This is a genomic window from Azospirillum oryzae (assembly GCF_900177515.1).
Lineage (GTDB): Bacteria > Pseudomonadota > Alphaproteobacteria > Azospirillales > Azospirillaceae > Azospirillum > Azospirillum oryzae_A.
The window spans coordinates 345,468-367,754 of record NZ_FXAK01000007.1; the positions used below are offsets into that span (position 1 = coordinate 345,468).

The window sequence follows — 22,287 nt, forward strand, 5'->3', positions numbered from 1 at the left end:
TCCGGTCGCCCCTCTCTGCCCGCCAGACAATCATCGCACCACGGACCCGCTCCCATGAAGTTCACGCTGTCCTGGCTGAAGGACCATCTGGAGACCGACGCCTCGCTCGACCAGATCACGGAGAAGCTGACCGCCCTCGGGCTCGAGGTGGAAGGCGTCCATGACCGGTCGAAGGAGCTGGCGCCCTTCCGCGTCGCCCATGTCGTCTCCGCCGAGAAGCATCCGGACGCCGACAAGCTGCGCGTGCTGATGGTCGATACCGGCGCCGGCACCCTGCAGGTCGTCTGCGGCGCGCCGAACGCGCGCGCCGGCATGAAGGGCGTCTTCGCGCCGGAGGGGACCTATGTGCCCGGCTCCGACATCACGCTGAAGAAGGGCGTCATCCGCGGCGTCGAGTCGAACGGCATGATGTGCTCCAAGCGCGAGCTGAAGCTGTCCGACGAGCATGAGGGCATCATCGAGCTGCCGGACGACGCCCCCGTCGGTGCCGCCTTCGCCGACTATGCCGGGCTGAACGATCCGGTCATCGACATCAACCTGACGCCCGACCGTGCCGACTGCGCCGGCGTGCGCGGCATCGCCCGCGACCTCGCCGCCGCCGGCATGGGCACGCTGAAGCCGCTGACCGAGGGGCGGCTGAACGCCACGCCGGTTCCCGGTTCCTTCAAGAGCCCGATCGGGGTCGAGATCGAGTCGCTGGACGCCTGCCCCTACTATGTCGGCCGCTATTTCCGTGGCGTGAAGAACGGCCCGTCGCCGCAGTGGCTCCAGGACAAGCTGACCGCCATCGGCCTGCGTCCGATCTCCATCCTGGTCGACATCACCAACTACATCACCTTCGACGTGTCCCGCCCGCTGCACGCGTTCGACGCCGACAAGGTGAAGGGCGGCATCGTGGTCAGGCTGGCGCGCGAGGGCGAGACCCTGCCGGCGCTGAACGGCAAGGAATACCAGCTCGACCCGGCGATGACGGTGATCGCCGACCATGAGCGGGCCGAGGCGCTGGGCGGCATCATCGGTGGCGAGGCATCCGGCTGCACCGAGGAAACGACCAACGTCTTCCTGGAGGCGGCGATTTTCGACACCGTCCGCACCGCGCAGACCGGCCGACGGCTGGGGGTGGAATCGGACGCCCGCTACCGGCTGGAGCGTGGCGTCGATCCCGCCGCGGTGGTCGAGGGGATCGAACGGGCGACCCGCCTCATCCTCGATCTGTGCGGCGGCGAGGCATCGGAGATCGTGACGGCGGGGGCCGAGCCGGAGTGGAAGCGCAGCCTGACCCTGCGTCCGGGCCGCGTCGCCGCGCTCGGCGGCGTCGACCTGCCGCGCGACCGTCAGGAGCGGATCCTGACGGATCTGGGCTTCACCCTGGAGGGTGAGGATGCCGAGGGCCGTCTGGTCGTCGGCGTTCCGTCCTGGCGCGCCGACGTCCATGGCGAGGCCGATCTGGTCGAGGAGGTGCTGCGCGTCCATGGCTTCGATGCCATCCCGGCGACGCCGCTGCCGCGCGAGACGGTGCTGACCCGCCCGGCCCTGACGCTGAAGCAGCGCCGCGTCGCGCTGGCCAAGCGGACGCTGGCCGCCCGCGGCCTGTCGGAGGCCGTCACCTGGTCCTTCCTGTCCGGTCAGGTCGCCGAGCTGTTCGGCGGCGTCGAGCCCGGCCTGCGGCTGGTCAACCCGATCAGCAGCGACCTGGACGTCATGCGTCCGTCGATCCTGCCCAACCTGATCCAGGCCGCCGGCCGGAATGCCGACCGCGGTTTCGCCGACGTGCGGCTGTTCGAGGTCGGCGCCGCCTTCCGCAGCCCGGCGCCGGACGGACAGGATACGGTCGCCGCCGGCATCCGGGCCGGGGCGGCGGTGCCGCGCCATTGGGCGGAGAAGGCGCGCGGCGTCGACGTGTTCGACGCCAAGGCCGACGCGCTGGCGGTGCTGGAGGCGGTCGGCGCCCCGGCCGGCAACCTGCAGGTCACCACCGACGCGCCGGGCTGGTACCATCCCGGCCGCTCGGGCGTGCTGCGACTCGGCCCCACGGTGATGGCCCGCTTCGGCGAGATCCACCCGTCGGTGCTGGAGACCCTGGGCGTCAAGGGGCCGGTCGTCGGCTTCGAGGTGATGCTGGACGCCGTGCCGCTGCCCAAGAAGAAGGGCGGCACCGCCAAGCCGATGGTCCAGCTCTCCGCATTCCAGCCGGTGGAGCGCGATTTCGCCTTCGTCGTCGACCGTAAGGTGGAGGCCGACAAGATCCTCCGCGCCGTAAAGGGCGCCGACAAGGCGCTGGTCAAGGATGTCGCGGTGTTCGACGTCTATGAGGGACCGGGCGTGGGCGAGGGGCGCAAGTCGATCGCCGTGTCGGTCACCTACCAGCCGACCACCGCAACCTTGACCGATGAGGCGATCGAAGCGGTCGGCCAGAAAATCGTCGCGGCGGTGGTCAAGGCGACCGGTGGAAATCTCCGCGCCTGAGAAAATCCCGCGAAAGTAGAAATTCTTTCCATCCAATAAATGGGCCTCCGTTTCGGCGGAGGCTCTTTTTTTGTCCTCGCCGAAGGAGTCACGAAAGAGTCTTTCCGATCAGCCGATTGCGCAATCATATGATGAATCGCTGATTGAAGAGTCTCGAGTGCATTCGCTAAGGGAAAACCCTGACACCGAATGTTGCAATTCAATGTTTGACGATGGCGCAATGTTTTGTGGGAAGGTTGGGCCTTGAGATTGTTTGTTCCGGGTAAGCCCATGAGACGTTTTCGATGTCACGGTTAGGCCACAGGCGGCGCTTGCATTGCCTTGGCATGCCCGATGTCCAATTTGGCGCAAGAGACGGAGCGGGAGAAATCAATGGCTGACCCTACAGACAGTCAGGCAACCAAACCGGAGTCCGTCAGGCCGCTGATCCTGGTGGTCGACGACGACCGCTCGATTGTCGAGGGGCTGGCGATCCTGTTGGACGGCTGGGGGTACGAGGTGGTGAAGGCGCTGAGCGCCGCCGCGCTGGAGGCTCAGCTCGGCGGTCTGGACCGGACGCCGAACCTGATCATCGCCGACCATTACCTGCCGGCCGGCCGCACCGGGCGGGAGGTGGTGGAGCGCGTCCGTGCCGAAACCGGGCAGCAGATCCCGGCGATCATCCTGACCGGCGACAGCACGCCCGAACGGCGCGACGAGGCCGAGCTTCTGGGCTGCCAGCTGCTGCTGAAGCCGGTGCAGGTCGGGCCGCTGCGCGAAGCGGTCGAGGCGCTTTGCAGCCGGTAGGGCGGCGGAGCTAGGGTTGCAGCAACCCGCCCGTCAGGCCGCCCGTCAGGCCGCCGGGCCTGTCCCGGCGTCGGACCGGTCGATCTCCGGCAGTACGGCGAGAAAGGCATCGACCACCGCCGGATCGAAGCGCAGGCCGGCCAGCCGGCGGATTTCCTCCACGGCATGAGCGCGGTCCAGGGCCGGACGATAGGGCCGGTCGCGCGTCATCGCGTCATAGGCGTCGGCGACGGCGACGATGCGGGCACACAGCGGGATCGCCGCCCCGGTGCGGCCGTCGGGATAGCCGGTGCCATCCCAATTCTCGTGATGCCAGCGGGCCACCGCCGCCCCCAGATGCAGATGGGTCGGGCCGTCGGCCAGATGGCTGGCCTGGTGCAGCAGGGCGGCGCCGGCCAGCGTGTGGGTCTGCATGGCGCTGCGTTCCGCCGGGTCGAGCGGGCCGGGCTTCGCCAGGATCTCCGGATCGACCGCGGCGTTGCCGATGTCGTGCAGGATGGCGGCAAGCCCGATGGTCTCCAGCGTCGATTCGTCCAGCGACTCGGGGAACAGGCCGTCGGCATGCAGGCGCCGGGCAATCCGTTCGGTGATCGCGGCGATGCGCAGCGAGCGGCTGAAGCGCTCCCCTTCCGCCGTCCTTTCCGCTGCCGGGCCGTCCGTGCCCAGCGCACCGCGGCCGCGTTCGGTCAGATCGGCCAGGGCGGCCAGCGTGCCCTGCTGGGCGCGGTAGAGCTGTTCGTAATGGTGCAGGTTGTCGAAACCGACGGAGATCTTGCCGCAGAACACCTCGATCAGCTTGCGGTCGAGTTCCGACAGCGGCCGGTTGGAGCGCAGATAGACCACCGTCTCGCGGTCGTTCGGCGTGCGGATGTAGAGCGTGCAATGGTCGCCGGCATAGGCATGCGCCTGTTTTTCCAGGCAGGCGGTCACCGCATCCAGCACCGCCGGGTCGACATGGCCGGCGGCGGGCTCGTTGATGAGCGCCTCGAACCGCCCCGATCCCGCCAGCACATAGAGACCGTTTCCGCCTCCCGACGGGGCGCCTCCCGACGGCGTGCAGCCGGCCGCGCCGGCGCCGCCGCGCTGCATGCAGAGGATGGCGTCCGGCCCCACCCCCAGCAGGCCCGACAACTGGGTCAGAACGCCCGCCGCGAACAGCTTCATCGAGCGGGCGCGGAACAGCGACGACGACGCCTCGATGATCTTCTCCAGCCCGCGGCGGTTGGCGTCGATGGTGACGATGTCCTCGTAGGAGCGCAGGGCCGCGACCGTGGTGGTGAACAGCTGCTGGGCGGTCAGCTGGGTCTTCGCCTTGTAGTCGTTGATGTCGTAATCGAGGATCACCGCCCGTTCCGGCGCCTGCCCCGGCTGGCCGGTGCGCAGGATGATGCGGACGTTGCGGTTGCGCAGCTCCTCGCGGATGTGGTGGACCAGCCGCAGGCCGGCATCCTCCGTCTCCATCACCACGTCCAGCAGGATGAGGGCGATGTCGCTTTCCCGCGCCAGGATGCGCCGCGCCTCCGCCGCCGAATGGGCGGAGAGGAAGCGCGCCTTGCGGCCCTTGTAGGCGAAATCGGACAGGACGAGCTTGGTGATCGCATGGACCTCCGGCTCGTCGTCGACGATCAGCATGGTCCAGCGGCTGCCGGGCGGCTCCTCCGCACCCTGTTCCCCGTCCGGGGCGGCCCCGTCCGGAGCGCTGTCGTCGAGGAACACCAGATCCTCGTCACCGCTTTCCGGTGCCGGATCGGTGCGGGCGTGGTCCTCTGGTCCGGTCGGGTCGGCGTCGGTCATGGCTCTTCGATCGTGAAAGGGTCATGAGGAAGGGCGCGGCCGGCCCGTAGGGTGCAAGGCTATCAGAATGTATCCAGCTCGATCACCGTACAATCGAGTCCGCGTTGCGCCAACGTGCCGCAGGCGGTGTCGACCTGCAGCCGGGTGAAGGGAGCCACCCCGACCTCGTACAGTAGGCGGCCCTTGCGGAACACCGGCCAGACCATCGGCGGCAGGTCGCGATAGGCGCTGCCCGGCCCGGCGGTGAACTCCCTCCAGGCGCGCAGGCCTTCGGAATAGCTGACATATTCGCCGAGCTTGATGCCGTAGAGCATGCCCGGCTCCACCGGCGGCATGCCCGGCAGCGGATAGGGCGCCACCACCCCGACCAGCCCCTGCACCGGCGCCAGCGCGCGGGTGCCGGCGGGCAGGGCCAGCGTCGCCTCGCCGTTCGCGGCGCCGATCAGCGCCACCACGTCGCCCTGGCGCAGGGTGAAAGGACGCCGCTTGCGGTTGCTCAGGATCTCGGTGGCGGAGATCGGGCCGGCGGCGACGACATAGCCCTCCGCCGGGGTCTGCGCCGCCTTGTCCCACGCCGCTCGCGGCACGACGGCGGCGCTGCGGTGGGGCGGGGGAGCGTCCGCCGGCGGTTTGGCCGATTCGGGCTTGGTGCCGGGCTTGTGCGCCGGTGGCCCTTCACCGCCGATGGCCGGGCGGCCGGTGACCATCAGCGCCGGGTCCAGCGAATCGGCGGGGACATAGCCGATGGGCTGGCCGCCGATGGCGACCTCCGTCCAATAGGTGCCGCGCGGGGTGCCCAGCGCGTTCAGCGCCTTGCCCTTCTTCAGAGTCATGACGATGCGCGCGTCCTCGCTGGGGCCGATCCGCACCTCGATGTCGCGGTTCAGCACCACCTCTCCGGTCAGGGGAGCGCCGATAGCGACCGGGCTCTGCGCCCGCGCCGGAGAAGGGGCCGCCCCGATCCCGGCACAGGCGAGGAGGACGGCGAGCACCGGAAGCAGCGGGCGGAGTGGGGACGCGGCGGTCATTGGGCGGCTTCCTTCGCGGACACCGGGTCCGGCTTCCGACGACCCAGCAACTGACGGCCGACGAGGTCGTGGATGGCGTCGGCCAGCAGCCGCACCGGCTTGGGCGCCGTGCCGCGGGCGCGGTGCAGGGCGATGTCGACGTCCGGCAGGTCGGGAAACCCCTCCGCCGCGCCGATGCGGCGCAGGCTGGGCGGGACGGTGCAGGCCTCCATCGCCGTCACCCCCAGCCCGCCCATCACCGCGCCATGGACGGCGACGACGCTCTTGCTGGTGAAGGCGACGCGCCAATCGCGGCCGATGCCGTCGAGCGCGGCGACGGCGAGGTCGCGCACGACGCAGCCCTTGGGGAACAGGGCCAGCGGCAGAGGATCGAGGCTTTCCACCGGGCGATGTCCCGGAGGGGGCCCCGCCGGCGGAACAGGGTCGAGCGGCGGGGCGACCCAGGCCACCGGCTCCCGCCGCACCAGCTCGCCGCCGGCCTCGCCGGCATGGCGGGTGACGAGGGCGAGGTCGTAGCGGCCCTTATCGATCTCCGCCACCAGATCGGGGCTGTTGTCGCAGATGACCTCGACCATCACCTCGGGATAGGCGGCGTTGAAGCGGGCCAGGATTTCCGGCAGCAGCATGGTGGCGTAATCGTCGGGCGTGCCGATGCGGACGCTGGCCACCGTCGGGCTGCGGTGCATCAGCGCCAGCACCTCGTCGTTCAGGGTCAGCATGCGGCGGGCATAGGCCAGCAGCACCTCGCCGTCGCGGGTCATGCGCACGCCGTGGGTGTCGCGTTCGAACACGCGCTTGCCCACCGTGTCCTCCAGCCGGCGCACCTGCTGGCTGACCGCCGCCTGGGTGCGGCCCAGCCTTTCGCCGGCACGGGTGAAGCTGGCGCTGTCGGCGACGGCGACGAAGGCGCGCAGCAGGTCGGTGTCGAGATTGGCGGGCATGGCGGGGAACCGGAAGTTGCCGCCCATTCAAACAGAGCGGCCGGTCCTCCGCAACGGTGCGGTCATTACGAATCGTGATGACGGCATAATGCCTATTCGTTTCCAAGGGAATGGCGGGCACCCCATTGTCGGTCTCCGAACCCTTTGGAGTGTCCGATCATGTCGCTGTTCGCCGCCTGGACCGGTGCGGTTCTGGGAGCCGCCCGGATGGAGTTGCCCGTCATGCCTGCGCCGGCGGTGCCGGAGCCGCGGCGCTTCCGCCTCGCCTACAATCCGGTGCCGGCCGCCGTTGGGGGCTTTGGCCGTCCCCTGGCGGCGGAGCCTGCGCCGGCGTCGGTGCGGGACCGGCTGTGGCTTGAGAAATAGGCGGGGCGCGGCCTATCCTGCCGCCGACAAGAAAGCCGGGAGGAACGGGCGATGCCGCGGGTCTATGTGCTGTATACCGGGGGCACCATCGGGTGCGTGACCAATCCCGACGGGGCGCTGGCCCCGGTGCCGGGGGCGGAGTTCGAGACGCTGGTGCTGGCGGTGCCCGGCCTGTCGGATCATCGGGTGCGGGATTACCAGGACCTGAGCTGGACCATGGACTGGTTCGACCGCACGCTCGACAGCTCCAACATGACGCCGGCGGACTGGGTCGCCATCGCCCGGCGGCTGCTGTCGGTCTATGACCAGTATGACGGTTTCGTCGTGCTGCACGGGACGGACAGCATGGCCTATAGCGCGTCGGCTTTGTCCTTCCTGCTGCCCGGCCTGTCGAAGCCGGTGGTGTTCAGCGGGTCGCAGGTGCCGCTGTCCTTCACGCTGAGCGACGCGCCGGCCAATCTGGTCGGCGCCATCGTGGCGGCGGGGACCCTGCCGGTGCCGGAGGTCTGCGTCTATTTCGACACCAGGCTGCTGCGCGGCAACCGGTCGTCGAAGGTCGACGCCAACCGCTTCGCCGGTTTCGATTCGCCGAACTTCCCGCCGCTCGCCACCGTCGGCAGCGTGGTCGCCCGCAACGAGCCCTATTGGCTGCCGATGCCGGATGCCGCGGTTTCGCTGGCCGAGCCGGACAACCGGTCCAGGCGGCTGGCGGCGCTGGATGCCCTGCCGGCGGCGCTGGCGGGATTTTCCGTCGTCATGCTGTGGCTCTATCCCGGCATCCGCGCCAGCACGGTGTCGGCGATGCTGACCGGCACCAGCCCGGCGGCGAAGGGGGCGGTGCTGCTGGCCTTCGGCGAGGGCAACGGCCCGACCGATCCGGAATTCCTCGACACGCTGTCGGCGGCGGTGAAGGCCGGGGTCGTGCTGATGGACAACACCCAGGTGCAGCGCGGCGCGGTGCTGCCCGGCGCCTATGCCACCGGGCTGGGCGCCGTCGGGGCGGTCGGCGCCTATGACATGACGCCGGAAGCGAGCTACGCCAAGCTGGTCTGCCTGCTGGCCGGCGGGCTTGACGCCGCGGCGGTCAAGGCGGCGATGCCGGTGCCGCAGGCCGGCGAGCTGACGGTGATCGGGGATTGAGAGTGGCTGTCCGGAGGCGGGGGCGTCGGTTGGACCCTCCGCCTCCGGCAGACGGTTACTGGCCCATGCCGGGCCGGTTCGGCGACATGGTGCCGCGGTTCATCGTGCCGTTGCCCATGGTGCCCTGATTCATCGAACCCTGATTCATCGAACCCTGGTTCATGGAGCCCCGGTTCATCGAATCGCTGTCCATGGTCCCACGGTTCATGGCGCCGGAGCCCATATTGCCCATGGAGCCGCCCATCTGGCCGCCCATGGTTCCGCCGGTCGAGCTGCCGTAGCCGGTGTTGGACTGGCTGCTGTACTGGGCGAGTTGCTGCAGTTCGCGGGCATCCTGCATGACGATGACCTGGTTGCCGCGCCGTTCGAAGGAGGCCGGCGGCAGCATGATGGTCTGGTCGGACTTGGCGAGCTTCAGCTCCACCATCGTCTGGCCCTGGGCATCGGTGGTGACATTCTGGATGGTGCCGGCGACCGGCCCGCCATGGCGGTGGACCACCCGCTTGCCGATCATGGCGCGGCTGGCCTGGACGTCACGGGCGCCGCTGTCCATGGTGCCGTCCGCAGCGCCCGACCGGTTGTAGCTGCCCTGGGACCCGCTCTGGGCATGGCCCGGCGCGGCGGCGGCCATCAGCATCAGGGCCGGAACCGCGGCGGCGAGAAACTTGCGCATGTCATCCTCCCGGAATTGAACCGAATTCAGAGGGGCCGCAGCAGGCGATACCCTCTTCGCAGGAGATGACACGTCAGCGGCGCGTTTGTTGCGTATGCTTGTGGTGAATTTGCCGGCTTTCGCTCGACCGGCTTTCCGAAGAGCTACACCCGCAGCGCCCAATGGTGCGGTTAGAGAGACGCCCTATCTCATTCCTGCTAAAGTGGCCCTCGGCGTGTATCCAACTTATCGTTCTTCGCGTGGCGTGTCTCAATGGCTCGAAGTGACCTGCTTGTATCCCTTGTCCGCGCCGGCATAGCCGGTGAGCGGGAAACATTGAAGTCGACGGTCGAGGCGATCGTTGCCGACGAGCGCGCCAAAAGCCATCATATTTTGGCCGACCGTCTTCAACGCGCGCTGAGCACGGTTGCCGTCACGCCACCGCCTTTGACGTCGTCGTCCATACCGACGAGTGGAGGGCGGGATGCCATTCTTGAGGTCACGCCGACCATCCGGCTCGACGAGCTGATCCTTCCTCTTCCTGTTCGCCGAAATGCGGACCAACTGATCGAAGAACATTTCCGCGCTGGCGTACTGCGTGCCCATGGTCTGGAACCCCGTCACCGGGTTCTCCTCTCCGGCCCGCCTGGAAACGGCAAGACGTCATTCGCCGAAGCGATTGCCGAGTCGCTGGGAATGCCCTTCTTTGTGGTGCGTTACGACTCGTTGATCGGCAGTTATCTGGGAGAAACCAACACTAGGCTGCGCAAGCTTTTCGATTACATCCGTACCCAGCCTTGCGTGCTGTTCTTCGATGAGTTCGACGCCATCGGTAAAGAACGCGGAGATACCCACGAGACCGGTGAGATCAAGCGCGTCGTCTCCTTCCTGCTGATGCAACTGGACCAACTGCCGAGCTACGTCATCGTCGTGGCTGCGACCAACCATGCGGAACTGCTGGATCGGGCCGTATGGCGGCGATTCCAACTGCGGTTAGGATTTCCTGCACCAGACCAGAGCATGTTGACAGCTTATGTGGAGCGGTTGATCGATCAGTGGCCTGAGAAGCCGAAGGTGGGTGCAAAAGGGATCGTTCGTACACTTGGAAAGATCAGCTTCGCCGAAGCGCGTGAATACTGTCAAAACGTCAGGCGCCGCTATATACTCGGTTTAGGAGAAATTAAGATCGATGACGCCGTGAAGGTGGAATCCGACCTTTGGGTGTCGCGTATCAAGCCGACCGAGAGCGATGCCGAGCGATCCGACCAAGCCACTGCTGCGCCTGACCCCCAAAGCAAACGGCGACCGCCAAAAAGCACGGAAGATATTTCTACCACCTCCTGAGGCGTTTCCGCGTGCCGACCAACTTCGGAAGCTTGGACGGAAGTTCGCGCGTTTGGCGGAGGTCATGGCCCGTCCGGGCGCGTTGGAACTGATGTCCGATCCGACCGCGCTGGCACCGGAGCGGTTGCTGGTGTTCGAGGTTCGCGGCTCGATCCAAGACTTCGTCAAAGCGGTCAATGAGGTCGCCGGACTGGACTTCATCGATGAGGAGGAACTCGAAGGCGACGAAGAGGATAGTGCTCCGGTCGCGTACCTGCTGGTTCCTGATGCGCAGGCGATGGAACAGATCCTGTCCTTGTGGAAGCGATGGAGCGCAGGTCGTCTGGATGCTTCGAAACCTTGGGCTAAAGTGTTCGGTTTGTTGCGCGATCTGCGGACATGGGGGCCAGACGACCGCTTGAGCGAGGAGGAGCAGACGTTCCTTGAGGAAGAGATTGAAGGGCGTCCGGATAGCGACCTGATCTTGCTGGAAATTGAGGTGGTGTTTTCAACGAATCCCGAGCGTGCCGGCAGGTATGAAGGCGCGGTTTTGGAAGCCATTCTCAGTAATATCTTTGCTAACGCCGGTCGAATTGTCCATCGAACTTACATTGAAGACATTGCCTATCATGCCCTGCTGGTGTCCGTTCCGGTTGTGGTCGTCCGGTCCATTGTTGAGCGGTCACGGGAATCGATCCTCGGCCTTGATGCAGTGTGGCACATCCGGCCGCAGAGCTTGGCGCCGTCCATCGAGGTCGCCGATCCGGTAACCGAACCACTGCGCCCAGCTCCGGCACCGCAAAAGCCACCGATTCTTGCGCTGCTCGATGGTGTTCCCATCGCACGCCATCCTCTGCTCGCCGACCGCCTAGACGTGCTGGACCTGTTCGAATTGGAACCGGACACGCCGGTTGCCAACCGTGTGCACGGAACGGCCATGGCGTCGCTGATCGTCCATGGTGACCGGAACCGCCAGGAAGCGCCGCTGCCACGCCGCATCCTGGCCCTTCCCGTGATGGGGTGGGATGGAAGGGACGAGGGGTTGCCCCAGGATCGCTTGATCATCGATGTGATATATCGGGCATTGTACGCACTCCATGGCCCTGAAGCCATTGTGCCAAGCGTTCTCATCGTGAACATGTCCTTGGGGAACAGGAAACGCCCATTCCACGGCCAGATGTCGCCATGGGGTCGCCTTTTGGACCGTTTGTCGTGGCGATTTGGCGTGCTGTTTCTGGTAAGTGCAGGGAACGCCACGGATGCGTTCACTGTGCCGGCCTTTGCCAGTTCCATGGAGTTTGAAGGAGCGGATGGGACCGTGCGCGCTCGTGGCGTGTTGTCCGCGTTGAACGAGGAAATCGCGGAGCGGCGCTTGATTTCGCCCGCGGAAACCCTCAACGGGCTGACGGTTGGAGCGGCAAATGTCGATGCGGTACCCGCACGCGAGCGGCGTACGGTCGCGATCAACGTCGAACCCTACCCCGAACATCGGATGTCCAATCCGTCCAGCCGGGTCGGTCCAGGCTTCGCCCGGTCGATCAAGCCTGATTTTCTGATGCCTGGATCGCGTGAACATCTGCGGATCCGGGCAAGTGGCGGGAGTATGTCCGTTGCGCCGGCAGGCGTTGCGAGAGCGTTCGGGCTGAAGGTTGCAGCCCCACCAGTCGATGGCAATGAAGGCACCGAGCGTTACACCAACGGCACCAGCGCGGCAACGGCGCTCGCCTCCCGGACGTGTCACCGCATCCATGATGCTTTGGAGGATGCCTATGGCGAATCATTCACGACTTTGCCGCGGCACCGACGCGCTGTGCTGCTGAAGGCGCTGATGGTGCATCCCGCCCGCTGGCCGGAAAACACCGCGTTGCTTATTCGGGAAACCTTGGGGCCGAGAGATCCGAAACAGCATGTGCGGCAGAAGGACAACATTCGGCGCTTCCTTGGTTATGGCGTTCTGGATGCCGATGATGCGGTTGCTTGCGCAGCCGATCGCGCCACTTTCTGGGCAGTCGGGATGTTGCCAAGTGAACAGTCTGCGGTCGTGGAGGTCCCCATTCCGACCTGCATCGGCGGCCAAGCCCGCCCGCATGGCCTGTGGGCAACTCTGGCGTGGTTCACTCCGGTTCAGCCGGGCCGGCGCAGCTATCGGTCAGTGCGGCTGAACCTCCTTGACCCTGACCATCTGGCGACACTGGCAATGAAGCCGGCGCAGGGCCAACCGGACAGCAACCAGGTGCGGCGGGGTACGGTTCTGTCGCGCCGATGGGAGGGCAACCGCGCTCCGGCGGTTACCGAAAACATGACCATCCGCTTGGTCGTTCAACGGGAACTCGACCAGGGAACCCCAATTGACGATCCGGTTCCCTATGGCTTGGCAGTCACTCTGTCGATGCCCGGCGTGAACGAGGTGTATAGCCAAGTCCGTCAACGGCTCACCCCGAGGCAGCGGATCCGATAAACAAAAGGCGGGCCGAAGCCCGCCTTTCCGTATCCTTACTCGTCGCCCATCTTGAGCGCGGCGATGAAGGCGCTTTGCGGGATTTCGACCTGGCCGAACTGGCGCATGCGCTTCTTGCCTTCCTTCTGCTTGTCCAGCAGCTTGCGCTTGCGGCTGATGTCGCCGCCATAGCACTTGGCGGTCACGTCCTTGCGCATGGCGCTGATGCTCTCGCGGGCGATGATCTTGCCGCCGATGGCGGCCTGGACAGCGATCTTGAAGAGCTGGCGCGGGATCAGCTCCTTCAGGCGTTCGCAGAGCTGACGGCCGCGGCGTTCGGACTGGCTGCGGTGGACGATCATCGACAGGGCGTCGACCGGCTCGGCATTCACCAGGATCGACAGCTTGACGAGGTCGCCTTCCTCGTAGCTGTCCATCTGGTAGTCGAAGCTGGCATAGCCGCGGCTGATCGACTTCAGCCGGTCGTAGAAGTCGAACACCACCTCGTTCAGCGGCAGGCGGTAGACCAGCATGGCGCGGGCGCCGGCATAGGTCAGCTCGATCTGCTGGCCGCGCCGTTCGGTGCAGAGCTGGAGGACGCCGCCGAGATACTCGTCGGGCAGCATGATGGTGGCCTTGATCCACGGCTCGTCGATGTGGTCGATCCGCATCACGTCGGGCATGTCGGCCGGGTTGTGCAGGTCCCGCACCGTCCCGTCGGTCATCGTCAGCTTGTAGACCACCGAAGGGGCGGTGGTGATCAGGTCGAGGTTGAACTCGCGCTCCAGCCGCTCCTGGATGATCTCCAGATGCAGCAGGCCGAGGAAGCCGCAGCGGAAGCCGAAGCCCAGCGCCGCCGACGTCTCCGCCTCGTAATGGAAGCTGGCGTCGTTCAGCTTCAGCTTGCCCAAGGAATCGCGCAGCCGCTCGAAATCGGCGGCGTCGACCGGGAACAGGCCGCACCACACCACTGGGATGGACGGCTTGAAGCCGGCCAGCGCTTCGGCCGCCGGCTTGCGCTCGTCGGTGATGGTGTCGCCGACCTTGGTCTGGGTGATGTCCTTGATCGCGGCGGTGATGAAGCCCATCTCGCCCGGCCGCAGCTCGCCGGTCAGCAGCGCCTTCGGCGTGAACACGCCGACGCGGTCCACGTCGTGGGCGGAGCCGGCGGCCATGAAGCGCACCTTCTGCCCGACCTTCAGCACGCCGTCGACGATGCGCACCAGAATGACGACGCCGAGATAGGGGTCGTACCAGCTGTCGACCAGCAGGGCCTTCAGCGGAGCGTCGGCATCGCCCTTGGGCGGCGGCAGGCGCTTGACCACCGCCTCCAGCACGGCACCGATGTTGAGGCCGGACTTGGCCGAGATCTCCACCGCGTCGGAGGCGTCGAGGCCGATCACGTCCTCGATCTGCTGCTTGATCCGCTCCGGCTCGGCGGCGGGCAGGTCGATCTTGTTGAGGACCGGGATGATCTCGTGATTGTTGTCGATCGCCTGATAGACGTTGGCGAGCGTCTGCGCCTCGACGCCCTGGGAGGCGTCGACCACCAGGATCGAGCCCTCGCAGGCGGCCAAGGACCGGCTGACCTCATAGGCGAAGTCGACGTGGCCGGGGGTGTCCATCAGGTTCAGCGTGTACTGCTTGCCGTCCTCGGCCTTGTAGAGCAGGCGGACGGTCTGGGCCTTGATGGTGATGCCGCGCTCGCGCTCGATGTCCATGCTGTCGAGCACCTGTTCGCGCATCTCGCGCGCGTCGAGGCCGCCGCACTGCTGGATCAACCGGTCGGCAAGGGTCGACTTGCCATGATCGATGTGGGCGATGATCGAGAAATTGCGGATATGCGAGAGGTCAGTCATCGGGGCCCAAACAAGCGAGAGTTTGCCGGGAACATAGGGCGGACGGGGGATGGGCGCAATGATGGTGTGGTGGGGCGGGGGAGCGTAGCGGGCCGGGCGGTGGGGTGGTTGGAACAGCGTGGAACGTTTTTCCGGGGGTGTTCAGTGTTCCATCCGGTGCGGTTCGCCCTGGCGGTAGGCGGTGGGTGGAACGTTTGGAACAGTTTGGAACGGTTTTCGCGGGTGTGTTCACTGTTCCATCCTATGGCATGGGGCGCTTTGGGGGATGGACGGTCGCCCTCCGGGAACTATAGGCCGGACGTGGCAAAATGCCCATCTTGATCTCCAAATGGTAGAAATGAGACAGTAGGGGGGCACGAAAAAAAGACAAAGGTTCGGCGATGCGCGTTCGTTTCCTCCACTATCCCGATGCCATCGTCCATGAAGAGGCGAACGGGCGCCGCACGGCGCCACGGTCTTTGGTCGCCGGGGACCGGTCGCGGATCGGCGATTGGCTGACCCGCTATTCCGATATCCTGGAAAAGGACGCGGCGAAGGACCACGGCGAGGCCGAGCTGCTGGCGCTGGGGCGGGAGATCGCCGACTGGTTGGACGGGCCGGAGCGCTGGCTGTCCAGCCTGCTGCACTCCATTGCGGCGAGACCGCTGGAAGTTGAATTCGTTGCCGAGAGCCTGGAGCAGGACGGCGCGTCCGACTTTCTGTCCCTGCCCTGGGAAATCTTGGCGACCGCCAAAGGTTTCCTGGCCGCCGACCCGACGCTTGGCTTCTGTCCGATCCGCCGCGTCGGGGTTGCACAGGCTCCTCGTCCGCCCTCCGACGATCACGCCCTGACCATCCTGTTCCTGTCGGCATCGCCGGAGGGGGAAAGCGAGCTTTGGGTGGAGGCGGAAGAGGCGGCGATCCTGAACAGCGCCGGACGCTTGCCGCTGGATCTGGTGGTCGAGGATGGCGGAACGCTGGACGATCTGTGCGAGCGCCTGAGCCTGGAATGGCCGGTCGAGGTGCTGCACCTGTCCTGCCATGGCCTTGCCGGACGGGACGGCCGCCCGCCGATGCTGGCGCTTGAGAACGAGTTGGGCCACTGCGCGGAGGTCGCGCCGACAGCGCTTCTGGATGCGCTGGGCTATGACCGCCGTCCGCGCCTGCTGTTCCTGTCCGCCTGTGAAACCGCAGCACAGGCCGGCGGTGTCGATCCCTTCATCCTGCCGATGATGGCGGCTGGACAGCCAGCGGCCATCGGCTGGGCCGGATCGGTCTATGACAGCAATGCCAGCGCCTTCGCATCGGCGCTCTACAACCGGATCGCCCGTGGCGAAACGCTGGAATCGGCGGTTGCCGTCGCCCGCCGCGCTCTGCTGGCACCGCCAGACGGACAGGAGCGCCTGCCCCACTGGCATCTCGCCCGCCTGTTCCTGTGCGGGGATGGAGGCGGGGCGCTGTGCCAACCGAAGGCAAGGCAGCGGCAGCGCGAGTTCAAGCAGGTGGAAAGCCGGTTCCTCGGCGGCAATCGGCAGGTATCGGTGGTCGGGCGCACCGGCTTCGTTGGCCGGCGGCGGGAGTTGCAGCGCGCCCTGCGTGTCCTGCGCGACCGGCCGGCGGGCTGCGCCGGGCTGCTGCTGCATGGCGCCGGGCATCTAGGAAAATCCAGCCTTGCCGCTCGTATCGCCGACCGGATGACGGAACATGAGCCGGCGGTGGTCTATGGTGCCTGCGACATCGATTCGGTTCTTTCGGCGCTGGCCGTCGCCCGTCCCGGCTTCGACGACAGGCTGGCTTTGGACCCGGCGGCTTTGCGTGGCCGGCCGGACCAGATCTATGCCGCCATGCGCCGCGTGCTGGACGATTCATTGCGGGATCGACCGGTCCTGCTGGTGCTGGACGATTTCGAACAATGCCTGGACCTGTCCGCCACCGGACGGCCGACGGTGAAGGTGGAGGTGCTGCCGGTGCTCCAGGAACTGCTGCGCGCCTTCGCCGATTCGTCCGGCGGCAGTGCACTGCTGGTGACCTGCCGTTATCGTTTTGCTCTGGCGGATCGGCTGAAAGGGGCGTTAGACGATATTCCGCTGCATCCCTTCGACGCCGGGACCCGTCTGAAACAGGCGCTGACCCGGCTGCGCGACCAAAAGGCGGGGGAGGTCGGCGACGATTTGTTGGAACGGTGCCTGGAGGCGGGGCGAGGCAACCCCGGACTTCAGGAGCTACTGATCACGCTGGCGCTGAGCGCACCGGACAAGGCGGAACGGGCGGTGGCTGCCCTCGACAGCTGGCTGATGGGCATCGAACGGCCGGACGATGCGAAGAGTGCGGCGCAACTCGACCACCTGATGCTGGACACGCTGTGGGATTGCGTCGATGCGGAGGGCCAGCGGCTGCTGCGTGTCGCCGATACTTTCGAACTGCCGTTGCCGCTGCCCGCCTTGTCTGCCCTGGCCCGTCACATCGGGATGTCGGATACGGCGCTCGACCGACTGCTGTCGCTGTCGGTTTTCGACTTGTTTAGCGATGTGGTGGAGCAGGACCGGCCTGCCGCCGCCCCTTGCCATCTGCTGGCACCCCGCATTGCGGCGCTGGGGGCGTTGAGCGAGGCCGACGCGAGCGACTTTGCACGGGCACTGCTGCCGGCGCTATTCGTCGAATGGGGAGAGGACGATCACCGGAAGCGGCCCTATGAGGCCGATGTGATGCTGACGGAATTGGCGGTTCGCGCCGAAGACGCGATGGTGCTGCGGGTGACAGCGCTTGACGCTGTGTATCATCTGCTTCGGACGCACCGATACCGGCGGGCAGTCGAACTGGGCCGCCGCGCGGTAGCCATGATCGAGAGTTCCGGTTTTTCACCACCGCTTCAATTGCTGCGCCGTACGGCACAGGCTGCTGCACTGACAGGCGATGTCAGGTTCGCTCGGAAATGCCTGGGTCAAGCGGTGGATATGCTGGCGGCTGCTCCCGATGCCGATCCCAAGGATGTGGGGAGCATCCGCACCGAATATGCGCGTCTGCTGGTCCAGGACGGCAAGCCGGATCAGGCGTTGGAGATTTTCACTGACACTCTAAAGCTTTACCAGGAGCTTGGCGATGTGCGGTCGCGAGCGGTTACGCTGGGCGACATCGCGCGTCTGAAGGCCGGGCGTGGCTTGGTGGACGAGGCCCTGGCCCTGCACGAGGAGATGCTTGCGATCTTCGGTGATCTTGGCGATGTGCGGTCGCGAGCGGTCTTGCTAGGCGACATTGCGCGTTTGAAGGCCGACCGTGGCTTTGTGGACGAGGCGCTGGCCCTGCACGAGGAAAGGCTTGCGATCTTCGGCGATCTTGGCGAGGTGCGTTCGAGAGCGGTCACGCTGGGCGACATCGCGTGTCTGAAGGCAGACCGTGGCTTTGTAGACGAGGCGCTGGCCCTGCACGAGGAAAGGCTTGCGATCTTCGGTGATCTTGGCGATGTGCGGGAGCGAGCAGTTACGTTAGGCGACATCGCGCGTCTGAAGGCCGGGCGCGGCTTTGTGGATGAGGCGCTGGCCCTGCACGAGGAGAGGCTTGAGATCTTCGGCGATCTTGGCGAGGTGCGGTCGCGAGCGGTCACGCTGGGCGACATTGCACGTCTGAAGGCCGGGCGTGGTTTGGTGGACGAGGCACTGGCCCTGCACGAGGAGCAGCTTGCGATCTTCAGTGATCTTGGCGATGTGCGGGAGCGAGCGGTTACGTTGGGCGACATCGCGCGTCTGAAGGCCGGGCGTGGCTTTGTGGACGAGGCGCTGGCTCTTTACCAGGAACTGCTGGCGATCTGCGAAAAGCTGGGAGATTTGGATGGTCAGGCGAATTGCCGGTGGTCCAGGGCGATGCTGCACTTACGCAAACCCAGTATTGGAGGGGATGAGTTTAATGCCGCCTTCGATGATCTGGCGATTGCATACCGTATCTTGAAGCAAACCGGCCGAGTGGACGGAATAGCGGCAGTCGGCCTCGACTTGGCGCGGGTGTTAGCAAGAATAGGGGGATATGAGAAAGCTCGTGAGTTGGCCGAACAGTCACTCGCCCTCTTCACCCAAATCCGCTGGCCTGACGCATCCAATGCCGTCCGCGAATTCATCGCCTCCCTGCCGCCACCGTCCCCGGAGGCGCCCGCCCCCTAACGCCCCCCAATCCCCCGATACAGCTCCATATACTCCTCCGCCGGCCCGTGCCAGCCGAAGTCCCGCGTCATGGCGCGGCGCTGCATCGCGTGCCAGCGCTCCGGCTTGCGGTAGACGCCCATCGCGCGGCGCAACGCCCAGACCAGTTCCTGCCCCGTAGCGTTGACGAACTGGAAGCCGGTGGCGCTGCCGTCGGCACTGGCAGCGGGGTTGGCGTCGATCACCGTGTCGGCGAGACCGCCGGTGCGGCGGACCAGCGGCAGGGTGCCGTATTTCAGGGCGTAGAGCTGGGTCAGACCGCAGGGCTCCGAGCGGGACGGGACCAGGAACAGGTCGGAACCGGCCTGGATGCGGTGGGACAGCGGCTCGTCATAGCCGACGCGGACGCCGATCGACTGCGGGTGCCACTGGGCGAGCTGGCGGAAACCGGCCTCGCTGGAGGCGTCGCCGCTGCCGAGAACCACCAGTTGGCCGCCCCAGGACACCCATTGGCCGGCGGCCTCCAGCACGAGGTCCAGGCCCTTGTGCCAGGTCAGGCGGCTCACCACGGCCGCCAAGGGCGCGTCGGGGCGGCGGTCCAGGCCGAAGGCGGATTGCAGGTCGGACTTGCAGGCGTCCTTGCCGCCCAGATCGTCGGGGGTGTAGCGGGCGGGCAGGTGCGGGTCGGTCGCCGGGTCCCACACCGCGTAATCGACGCCGTTCAGGATGCCGGTCAGCACGTCGGACCGGGTGGCGAGCAGGCCCTGCAGGCCGGTGCCGTGCTCCGCCGTCTGGATCTCGTTGGCGTAGGTCGGGCTGACCGTGGTCAGGCGGTCGGCGTAGAAGCAACCCGCCTTCAGGAAACTGATGTTGCCGTAATACTCGACGCCGTCGATGCGGAAGCTGGAGGAGGGCAGGCCGATGTCGCCCATCATCCAGGGGCCGAAGATGCCCTGATAGGCGATGTTGTGGATGGTCAGCACCGTGCCCGGGCGGAAGGGGCCGGCGAAACGGTCGGGGCGCAGCGCCAGATAGGCGGGGATCAGACCGGCCTGCCAGTCATGGCCGTGCAGGATGTCGGGCCGCCACCAGGGATCGTAGGAAACCTCCGCCGCGAAGCCGGCGGCGACCCAGGCGAGCGCGGCGAAACGGAGGGCGTTGTCGGCCCAATCCTTGCCGTCCGGCCCGAGATAGGGGTTGCCGGGACGGTCGTACAGCGACGGCGCGTTCAGCGCATAGGCGAGGACGCCGTCGGCGGTGCGGCCGATGCACAGCTGGGCGCGGTCGCAGCCGGGCAGGTCGGTGATGAGGTCGCCGACCTCGTGCAGGTTCTGCAGGCTGTTGAGGACGGCGGGATAGCCCGGCAGCAGCAGGCGGACATCGGCGCCGGCGGCGTTCAGGGCCGGCGGCAGGGCGGCGGACACGTCCGCCAGCCCCCCCGTCTTGACCATCGGGTAGCATTCGGACGTGACGTAGAGGACGCGCATCGGGAAGGCACTCGGATGAAAGGCGGGAGGGGCGGAAGGCGGGAGGGGGCAGGCAGCTTATAGCGCCGATGCGGGGCCGGTGGGGAGCCGGGCCGCATCGACGCAGGCCATGGTGGAAGGGAGGGCGGCGAAATGCCGCTCTACTCCTTCGGCAGCTTCTCGATCATCTCGCGGGTGATGAGGACGACGCCGCCTTCCGAGCGGTAGAAGCGCCTGGCGTCCAGCTCCGCATCCTCGCCGACGATCAGGCCGTTGGGGATGCTGACGCCGCGGTCGATCACCACCTTCTTCAGGCGGCAATGGCGGCCGATGTCGCATTCCGGCAGGACCACCGCCTCGTGCAACTCGCTGTAGGAGTTGACGCGCACCGAGCTGAACAGCAGCGACCGCCGCACGGTGGAGCCGGAGATGATGCAGCCGCCCGACACCAGGCTGTCCACCGCCATGCCGCGGCGGTTCTCGTCGTCGAAGACGAACTTCGCCGGCGGAAGCTGTTCCTGATAGGTGAAGATCGGCCAGTCGCGGTTGTACAGGTTCAGCTGCGGCGTGACGTGGCAGAGGTCCAGGTTGGCTTCCCAATAGGCGTCGATGGTGCCGACGTCGCGCCAGTAGGGGGCGTCGTCCGGCGCGTCGATGATGGCGCTGTCGGCATAGTCGTGGGCGATGATCCGCGCCCCGGACTTCACCAGATGCGGGATGATGTCCTTGCCGAAATCGCGGCTGGAGCCGGGGGTGGCGACGTCGCGCTCCAGCTGGTCGTAGAGGAACTGGGCGTTGAAGACGTAGATGCCCATGCTGGCGAGCGCCATGTCGGGGCGGCCGGGCATCGGCGGCGGGTCGGCCGGCTTTTCCACGAAATCGATGATGCGGCGGTCATTGTCGATGTGCATCACGCCGAAGCCGCTCGCCTGTTCGCGCGGAACCGCGATGCAGGGGACGGTAACGTCGGCCTTGCGGTCGATGTGGTCGAGCAGCAGCGCGCCGTAATCCATCTTGTAGATGTGGTCGCCGGCCAGGATCAGGACATATTCCGGCTCGTGGTCGCGCAGGATGTCCAGGTTCTGGAATACGGCGTCGGCGGTGCCTTGGTACCACTCCGTCTCGCTGACGCGCTGCTGGGCGGGCAGCAGGTCGCAGAACTCGTTCATCTCGCCGCGGAAGACGTTCCAGCCGCGCTGGAGATGGCGCAGAAGGCTGTGCGACTTGTACTGCGTCAGCACGCCGATCCGGCGGAAGCCGGAATTGACGCAGTTAGACAGCGCGAAGTCGATGATGCGGTACTTGCCGCCGAAATAGGTCGCCGGCTTTGCCCGGCGGTCGGTCAGCTGCTTCAGACGGCTTCCGCGTCCCCCGGCCAGCACCAGCGCCACCGCACGTCGCGGTGCAAGGCGCAGATCTCGCTTGTCGAGCATGGCCGTTACCCCCTTTGCCTTATTCTTGCGGCCGCGGGTGGGCGGCCAATCCAATTGGAGGCGTTGACGGTGCCACATCTCGCCGCCATGTCCAATAGGCCCGGCGTCGGGTTCGCCTCGGCTTACCCGCCGGATCTTCAACCCGCGGTCCTAGGAGGAAAGCGGTGGAGAATACGGGGCAAGCCGAACGGACTGGATGGAAGGGGTAGAGGGCTGCCCGATGCCGCGCCGGTGACCGCCGCGTGGGCCAAACTCTGCCCAAATTTTCATCATCTGCCGGAATGGCAGCCAGAATGCCGGGCCAAATCGAGGCGTCCGTCCCTGCCGATCGGTCGAAAGCCCGAAAATTGCGGGCGAATGCCGGCTCGGAAAGCTGCCCTTTTTCTGTGCAGACACCGGGTGCGACTCGTACGGGGCTGCCCGTTCGGGGGTCCTGTCCTGGGACAACCCTGACGATTCCAAGCCATTTTCGACTGGCACGCTTCTT

The 22,287-nt window shown here is 66.5% G+C and carries 14 protein-coding genes; 7 read left to right on the top strand and 7 right to left on the bottom strand.

Going from position 1 to position 22,287, the window contains the following annotated elements:
* Positions 1 to 54 precede the first annotated feature (54 nt).
* Positions 55 to 2,466 carry a phenylalanine--tRNA ligase subunit beta gene (pheT, locus tag B9N97_RS14110; RefSeq protein ID WP_085087501.1) on the top strand — a complete coding sequence of 804 codons (2,412 nt, stop codon included), beginning with the start codon at positions 55 to 57 and terminating at the stop codon, positions 2,464 to 2,466.
* 372 nt (positions 2,467 to 2,838) lie between these two features.
* Positions 2,839 to 3,252, top strand: a complete 414-nt coding sequence (locus B9N97_RS14115; protein ID WP_085087504.1) for a response regulator — start codon at positions 2,839 to 2,841, stop codon at positions 3,250 to 3,252.
* Between the two features lie 45 nt (positions 3,253 to 3,297).
* Here the strand turns inward: B9N97_RS14115 and B9N97_RS14120 are convergent, their stop codons facing one another.
* The 3 genes from B9N97_RS14120 to B9N97_RS14130 form a co-directional block, all read right to left on the bottom strand.
* Positions 3,298 to 5,046, bottom strand: a complete 1,749-nt coding sequence (locus tag B9N97_RS14120; protein ID WP_085087506.1) for a DUF3369 domain-containing protein — start codon at positions 5,044 to 5,046, stop codon at positions 3,298 to 3,300.
* A 62-nt stretch (positions 5,047 to 5,108) separates the two neighbouring features.
* The gene (locus tag B9N97_RS14125) at positions 5,109 to 6,074 is read right to left on the bottom strand and encodes an SH3 domain-containing protein (RefSeq protein WP_085087509.1); all 966 of its coding nucleotides are present in this window, start codon (positions 6,072 to 6,074) and stop codon (positions 5,109 to 5,111) included.
* Positions 6,071 to 7,015, bottom strand: coding sequence for a LysR substrate-binding domain-containing protein (locus tag B9N97_RS14130; protein ID WP_085090573.1), 945 nt, complete (start codon positions 7,013 to 7,015; stop codon positions 6,071 to 6,073). The genes B9N97_RS14125 and B9N97_RS14130 overlap by 4 nt, the downstream gene beginning before the upstream one ends.
* 159 nt (positions 7,016 to 7,174) lie before the next feature.
* On the opposite strand from B9N97_RS14130, the gene B9N97_RS14135 reads away from it, so the two are divergent.
* Together B9N97_RS14135 and B9N97_RS14140 are read left to right on the top strand one after the other, a co-directional pair.
* A complete protein-coding gene (locus B9N97_RS14135; RefSeq protein WP_085087512.1) occupies positions 7,175 to 7,381 on the top strand; it encodes a hypothetical protein in 207 nt (68 codons plus the stop codon).
* Between the two features lie 51 nt (positions 7,382 to 7,432).
* Positions 7,433 to 8,521 carry an asparaginase gene (locus B9N97_RS14140; RefSeq protein ID WP_085087515.1) on the top strand — a complete coding sequence of 363 codons (1,089 nt, stop codon included), beginning with the start codon at positions 7,433 to 7,435 and terminating at the stop codon, positions 8,519 to 8,521.
* A 55-nt stretch (positions 8,522 to 8,576) separates the two neighbouring features.
* On the opposite strand, the gene B9N97_RS14145 is transcribed toward B9N97_RS14140, so the two are convergent.
* Positions 8,577 to 9,194: a hypothetical protein gene (locus B9N97_RS14145; protein ID WP_085087517.1), complete on the bottom strand. Its 618-nt coding sequence runs from the start codon at positions 9,192 to 9,194 to the stop codon at positions 8,577 to 8,579.
* 252 nt (positions 9,195 to 9,446) lie between these two features.
* Here B9N97_RS14145 and B9N97_RS14150 point away from each other — a divergent pair, with 252 nt between their 5' ends.
* Both B9N97_RS14150 and B9N97_RS14155 read left to right on the top strand, forming a co-directional pair.
* Positions 9,447 to 10,517, top strand: coding sequence for an AAA family ATPase (locus tag B9N97_RS14150; protein ID WP_085087520.1), 1,071 nt, complete (start codon positions 9,447 to 9,449; stop codon positions 10,515 to 10,517).
* Positions 10,423 to 12,954, top strand: coding sequence for a S8 family peptidase (locus tag B9N97_RS14155; protein ID WP_208621222.1), 2,532 nt, complete (start codon positions 10,423 to 10,425; stop codon positions 12,952 to 12,954). The genes B9N97_RS14150 and B9N97_RS14155 overlap by 95 nt, the downstream gene beginning before the upstream one ends.
* Before the next feature lie 35 nt (positions 12,955 to 12,989).
* Here B9N97_RS14155 and lepA read toward each other — a convergent pair whose 3' ends face one another.
* A complete protein-coding gene (gene lepA, locus B9N97_RS14160; RefSeq protein WP_085087523.1) occupies positions 12,990 to 14,792 on the bottom strand; it encodes a translation elongation factor 4 in 1,803 nt (600 codons plus the stop codon).
* A 380-nt stretch (positions 14,793 to 15,172) separates the two neighbouring features.
* Between lepA and B9N97_RS14165 the strand changes: the two genes are divergently transcribed.
* Entirely contained in the window at positions 15,173 to 18,922 is a 3,750-nt protein-coding gene (locus B9N97_RS14165) for a tetratricopeptide repeat protein (protein ID WP_085087526.1), read from the top strand.
* On the opposite strand, the gene glgA is transcribed toward B9N97_RS14165, so the two are convergent.
* Together glgA and glgC are read right to left on the bottom strand one after the other, a co-directional pair.
* Entirely contained in the window at positions 18,919 to 20,388 is a 1,470-nt protein-coding gene (gene glgA / locus B9N97_RS14170; RefSeq protein ID WP_085087529.1) for a glycogen synthase GlgA, read from the bottom strand. The two genes, B9N97_RS14165 and glgA, sit on opposite strands and share 4 nt — an antisense overlap.
* A gap of 140 nt (positions 20,389 to 20,528) precedes the next feature.
* Positions 20,529 to 21,800 carry a glucose-1-phosphate adenylyltransferase gene (gene glgC, locus B9N97_RS14175; protein ID WP_085087532.1) on the bottom strand — a complete coding sequence of 424 codons (1,272 nt, stop codon included), beginning with the start codon at positions 21,798 to 21,800 and terminating at the stop codon, positions 20,529 to 20,531.
* Positions 21,801 to 22,287: the final 487 nt, after the last annotated feature.

What these genes read in the sequence shown, in the direction of transcription:
- glgC (WP_085087532.1), bottom strand. Translation starts at nt 21,800, where the DNA reads ATGCTCGACAAGCGAGATCTGCGCCTTGCACCGCGACGTGCGGTGGCG.
- B9N97_RS14145 (WP_085087517.1), bottom strand. Translation starts at nt 9,194, where the DNA reads ATGCGCAAGTTTCTCGCCGCCGCGGTTCCGGCCCTGATGCTGATGGCC.
- B9N97_RS14130 (WP_085090573.1), bottom strand. Translation starts at nt 7,015, where the DNA reads ATGCCCGCCAATCTCGACACCGACCTGCTGCGCGCCTTCGTCGCCGTC.
- B9N97_RS14155 (WP_208621222.1), top strand. Translation starts at nt 10,423, where the DNA reads ATGCCGAGCGATCCGACCAAGCCACTGCTGCGCCTGACCCCCAAAGCA.
- B9N97_RS14140 (WP_085087515.1), top strand. Translation starts at nt 7,433, where the DNA reads ATGCCGCGGGTCTATGTGCTGTATACCGGGGGCACCATCGGGTGCGTG.
- B9N97_RS14135 (WP_085087512.1), top strand. Translation starts at nt 7,175, where the DNA reads ATGTCGCTGTTCGCCGCCTGGACCGGTGCGGTTCTGGGAGCCGCCCGG.
- pheT (WP_085087501.1), top strand. Translation starts at nt 55, where the DNA reads ATGAAGTTCACGCTGTCCTGGCTGAAGGACCATCTGGAGACCGACGCC.
- B9N97_RS14125 (WP_085087509.1), bottom strand. Translation starts at nt 6,074, where the DNA reads ATGACCGCCGCGTCCCCACTCCGCCCGCTGCTTCCGGTGCTCGCCGTC.
- B9N97_RS14115 (WP_085087504.1), top strand. Translation starts at nt 2,839, where the DNA reads ATGGCTGACCCTACAGACAGTCAGGCAACCAAACCGGAGTCCGTCAGG.
- lepA (WP_085087523.1), bottom strand. Translation starts at nt 14,792, where the DNA reads ATGACTGACCTCTCGCATATCCGCAATTTCTCGATCATCGCCCACATC.
- B9N97_RS14165 (WP_085087526.1), top strand. Translation starts at nt 15,173, where the DNA reads ATGCGCGTTCGTTTCCTCCACTATCCCGATGCCATCGTCCATGAAGAG.
- glgA (WP_085087529.1), bottom strand. Translation starts at nt 20,388, where the DNA reads ATGCGCGTCCTCTACGTCACGTCCGAATGCTACCCGATGGTCAAGACG.
- B9N97_RS14150 (WP_085087520.1), top strand. Translation starts at nt 9,447, where the DNA reads ATGGCTCGAAGTGACCTGCTTGTATCCCTTGTCCGCGCCGGCATAGCC.
- B9N97_RS14120 (WP_085087506.1), bottom strand. Translation starts at nt 5,046, where the DNA reads ATGACCGACGCCGACCCGACCGGACCAGAGGACCACGCCCGCACCGAT.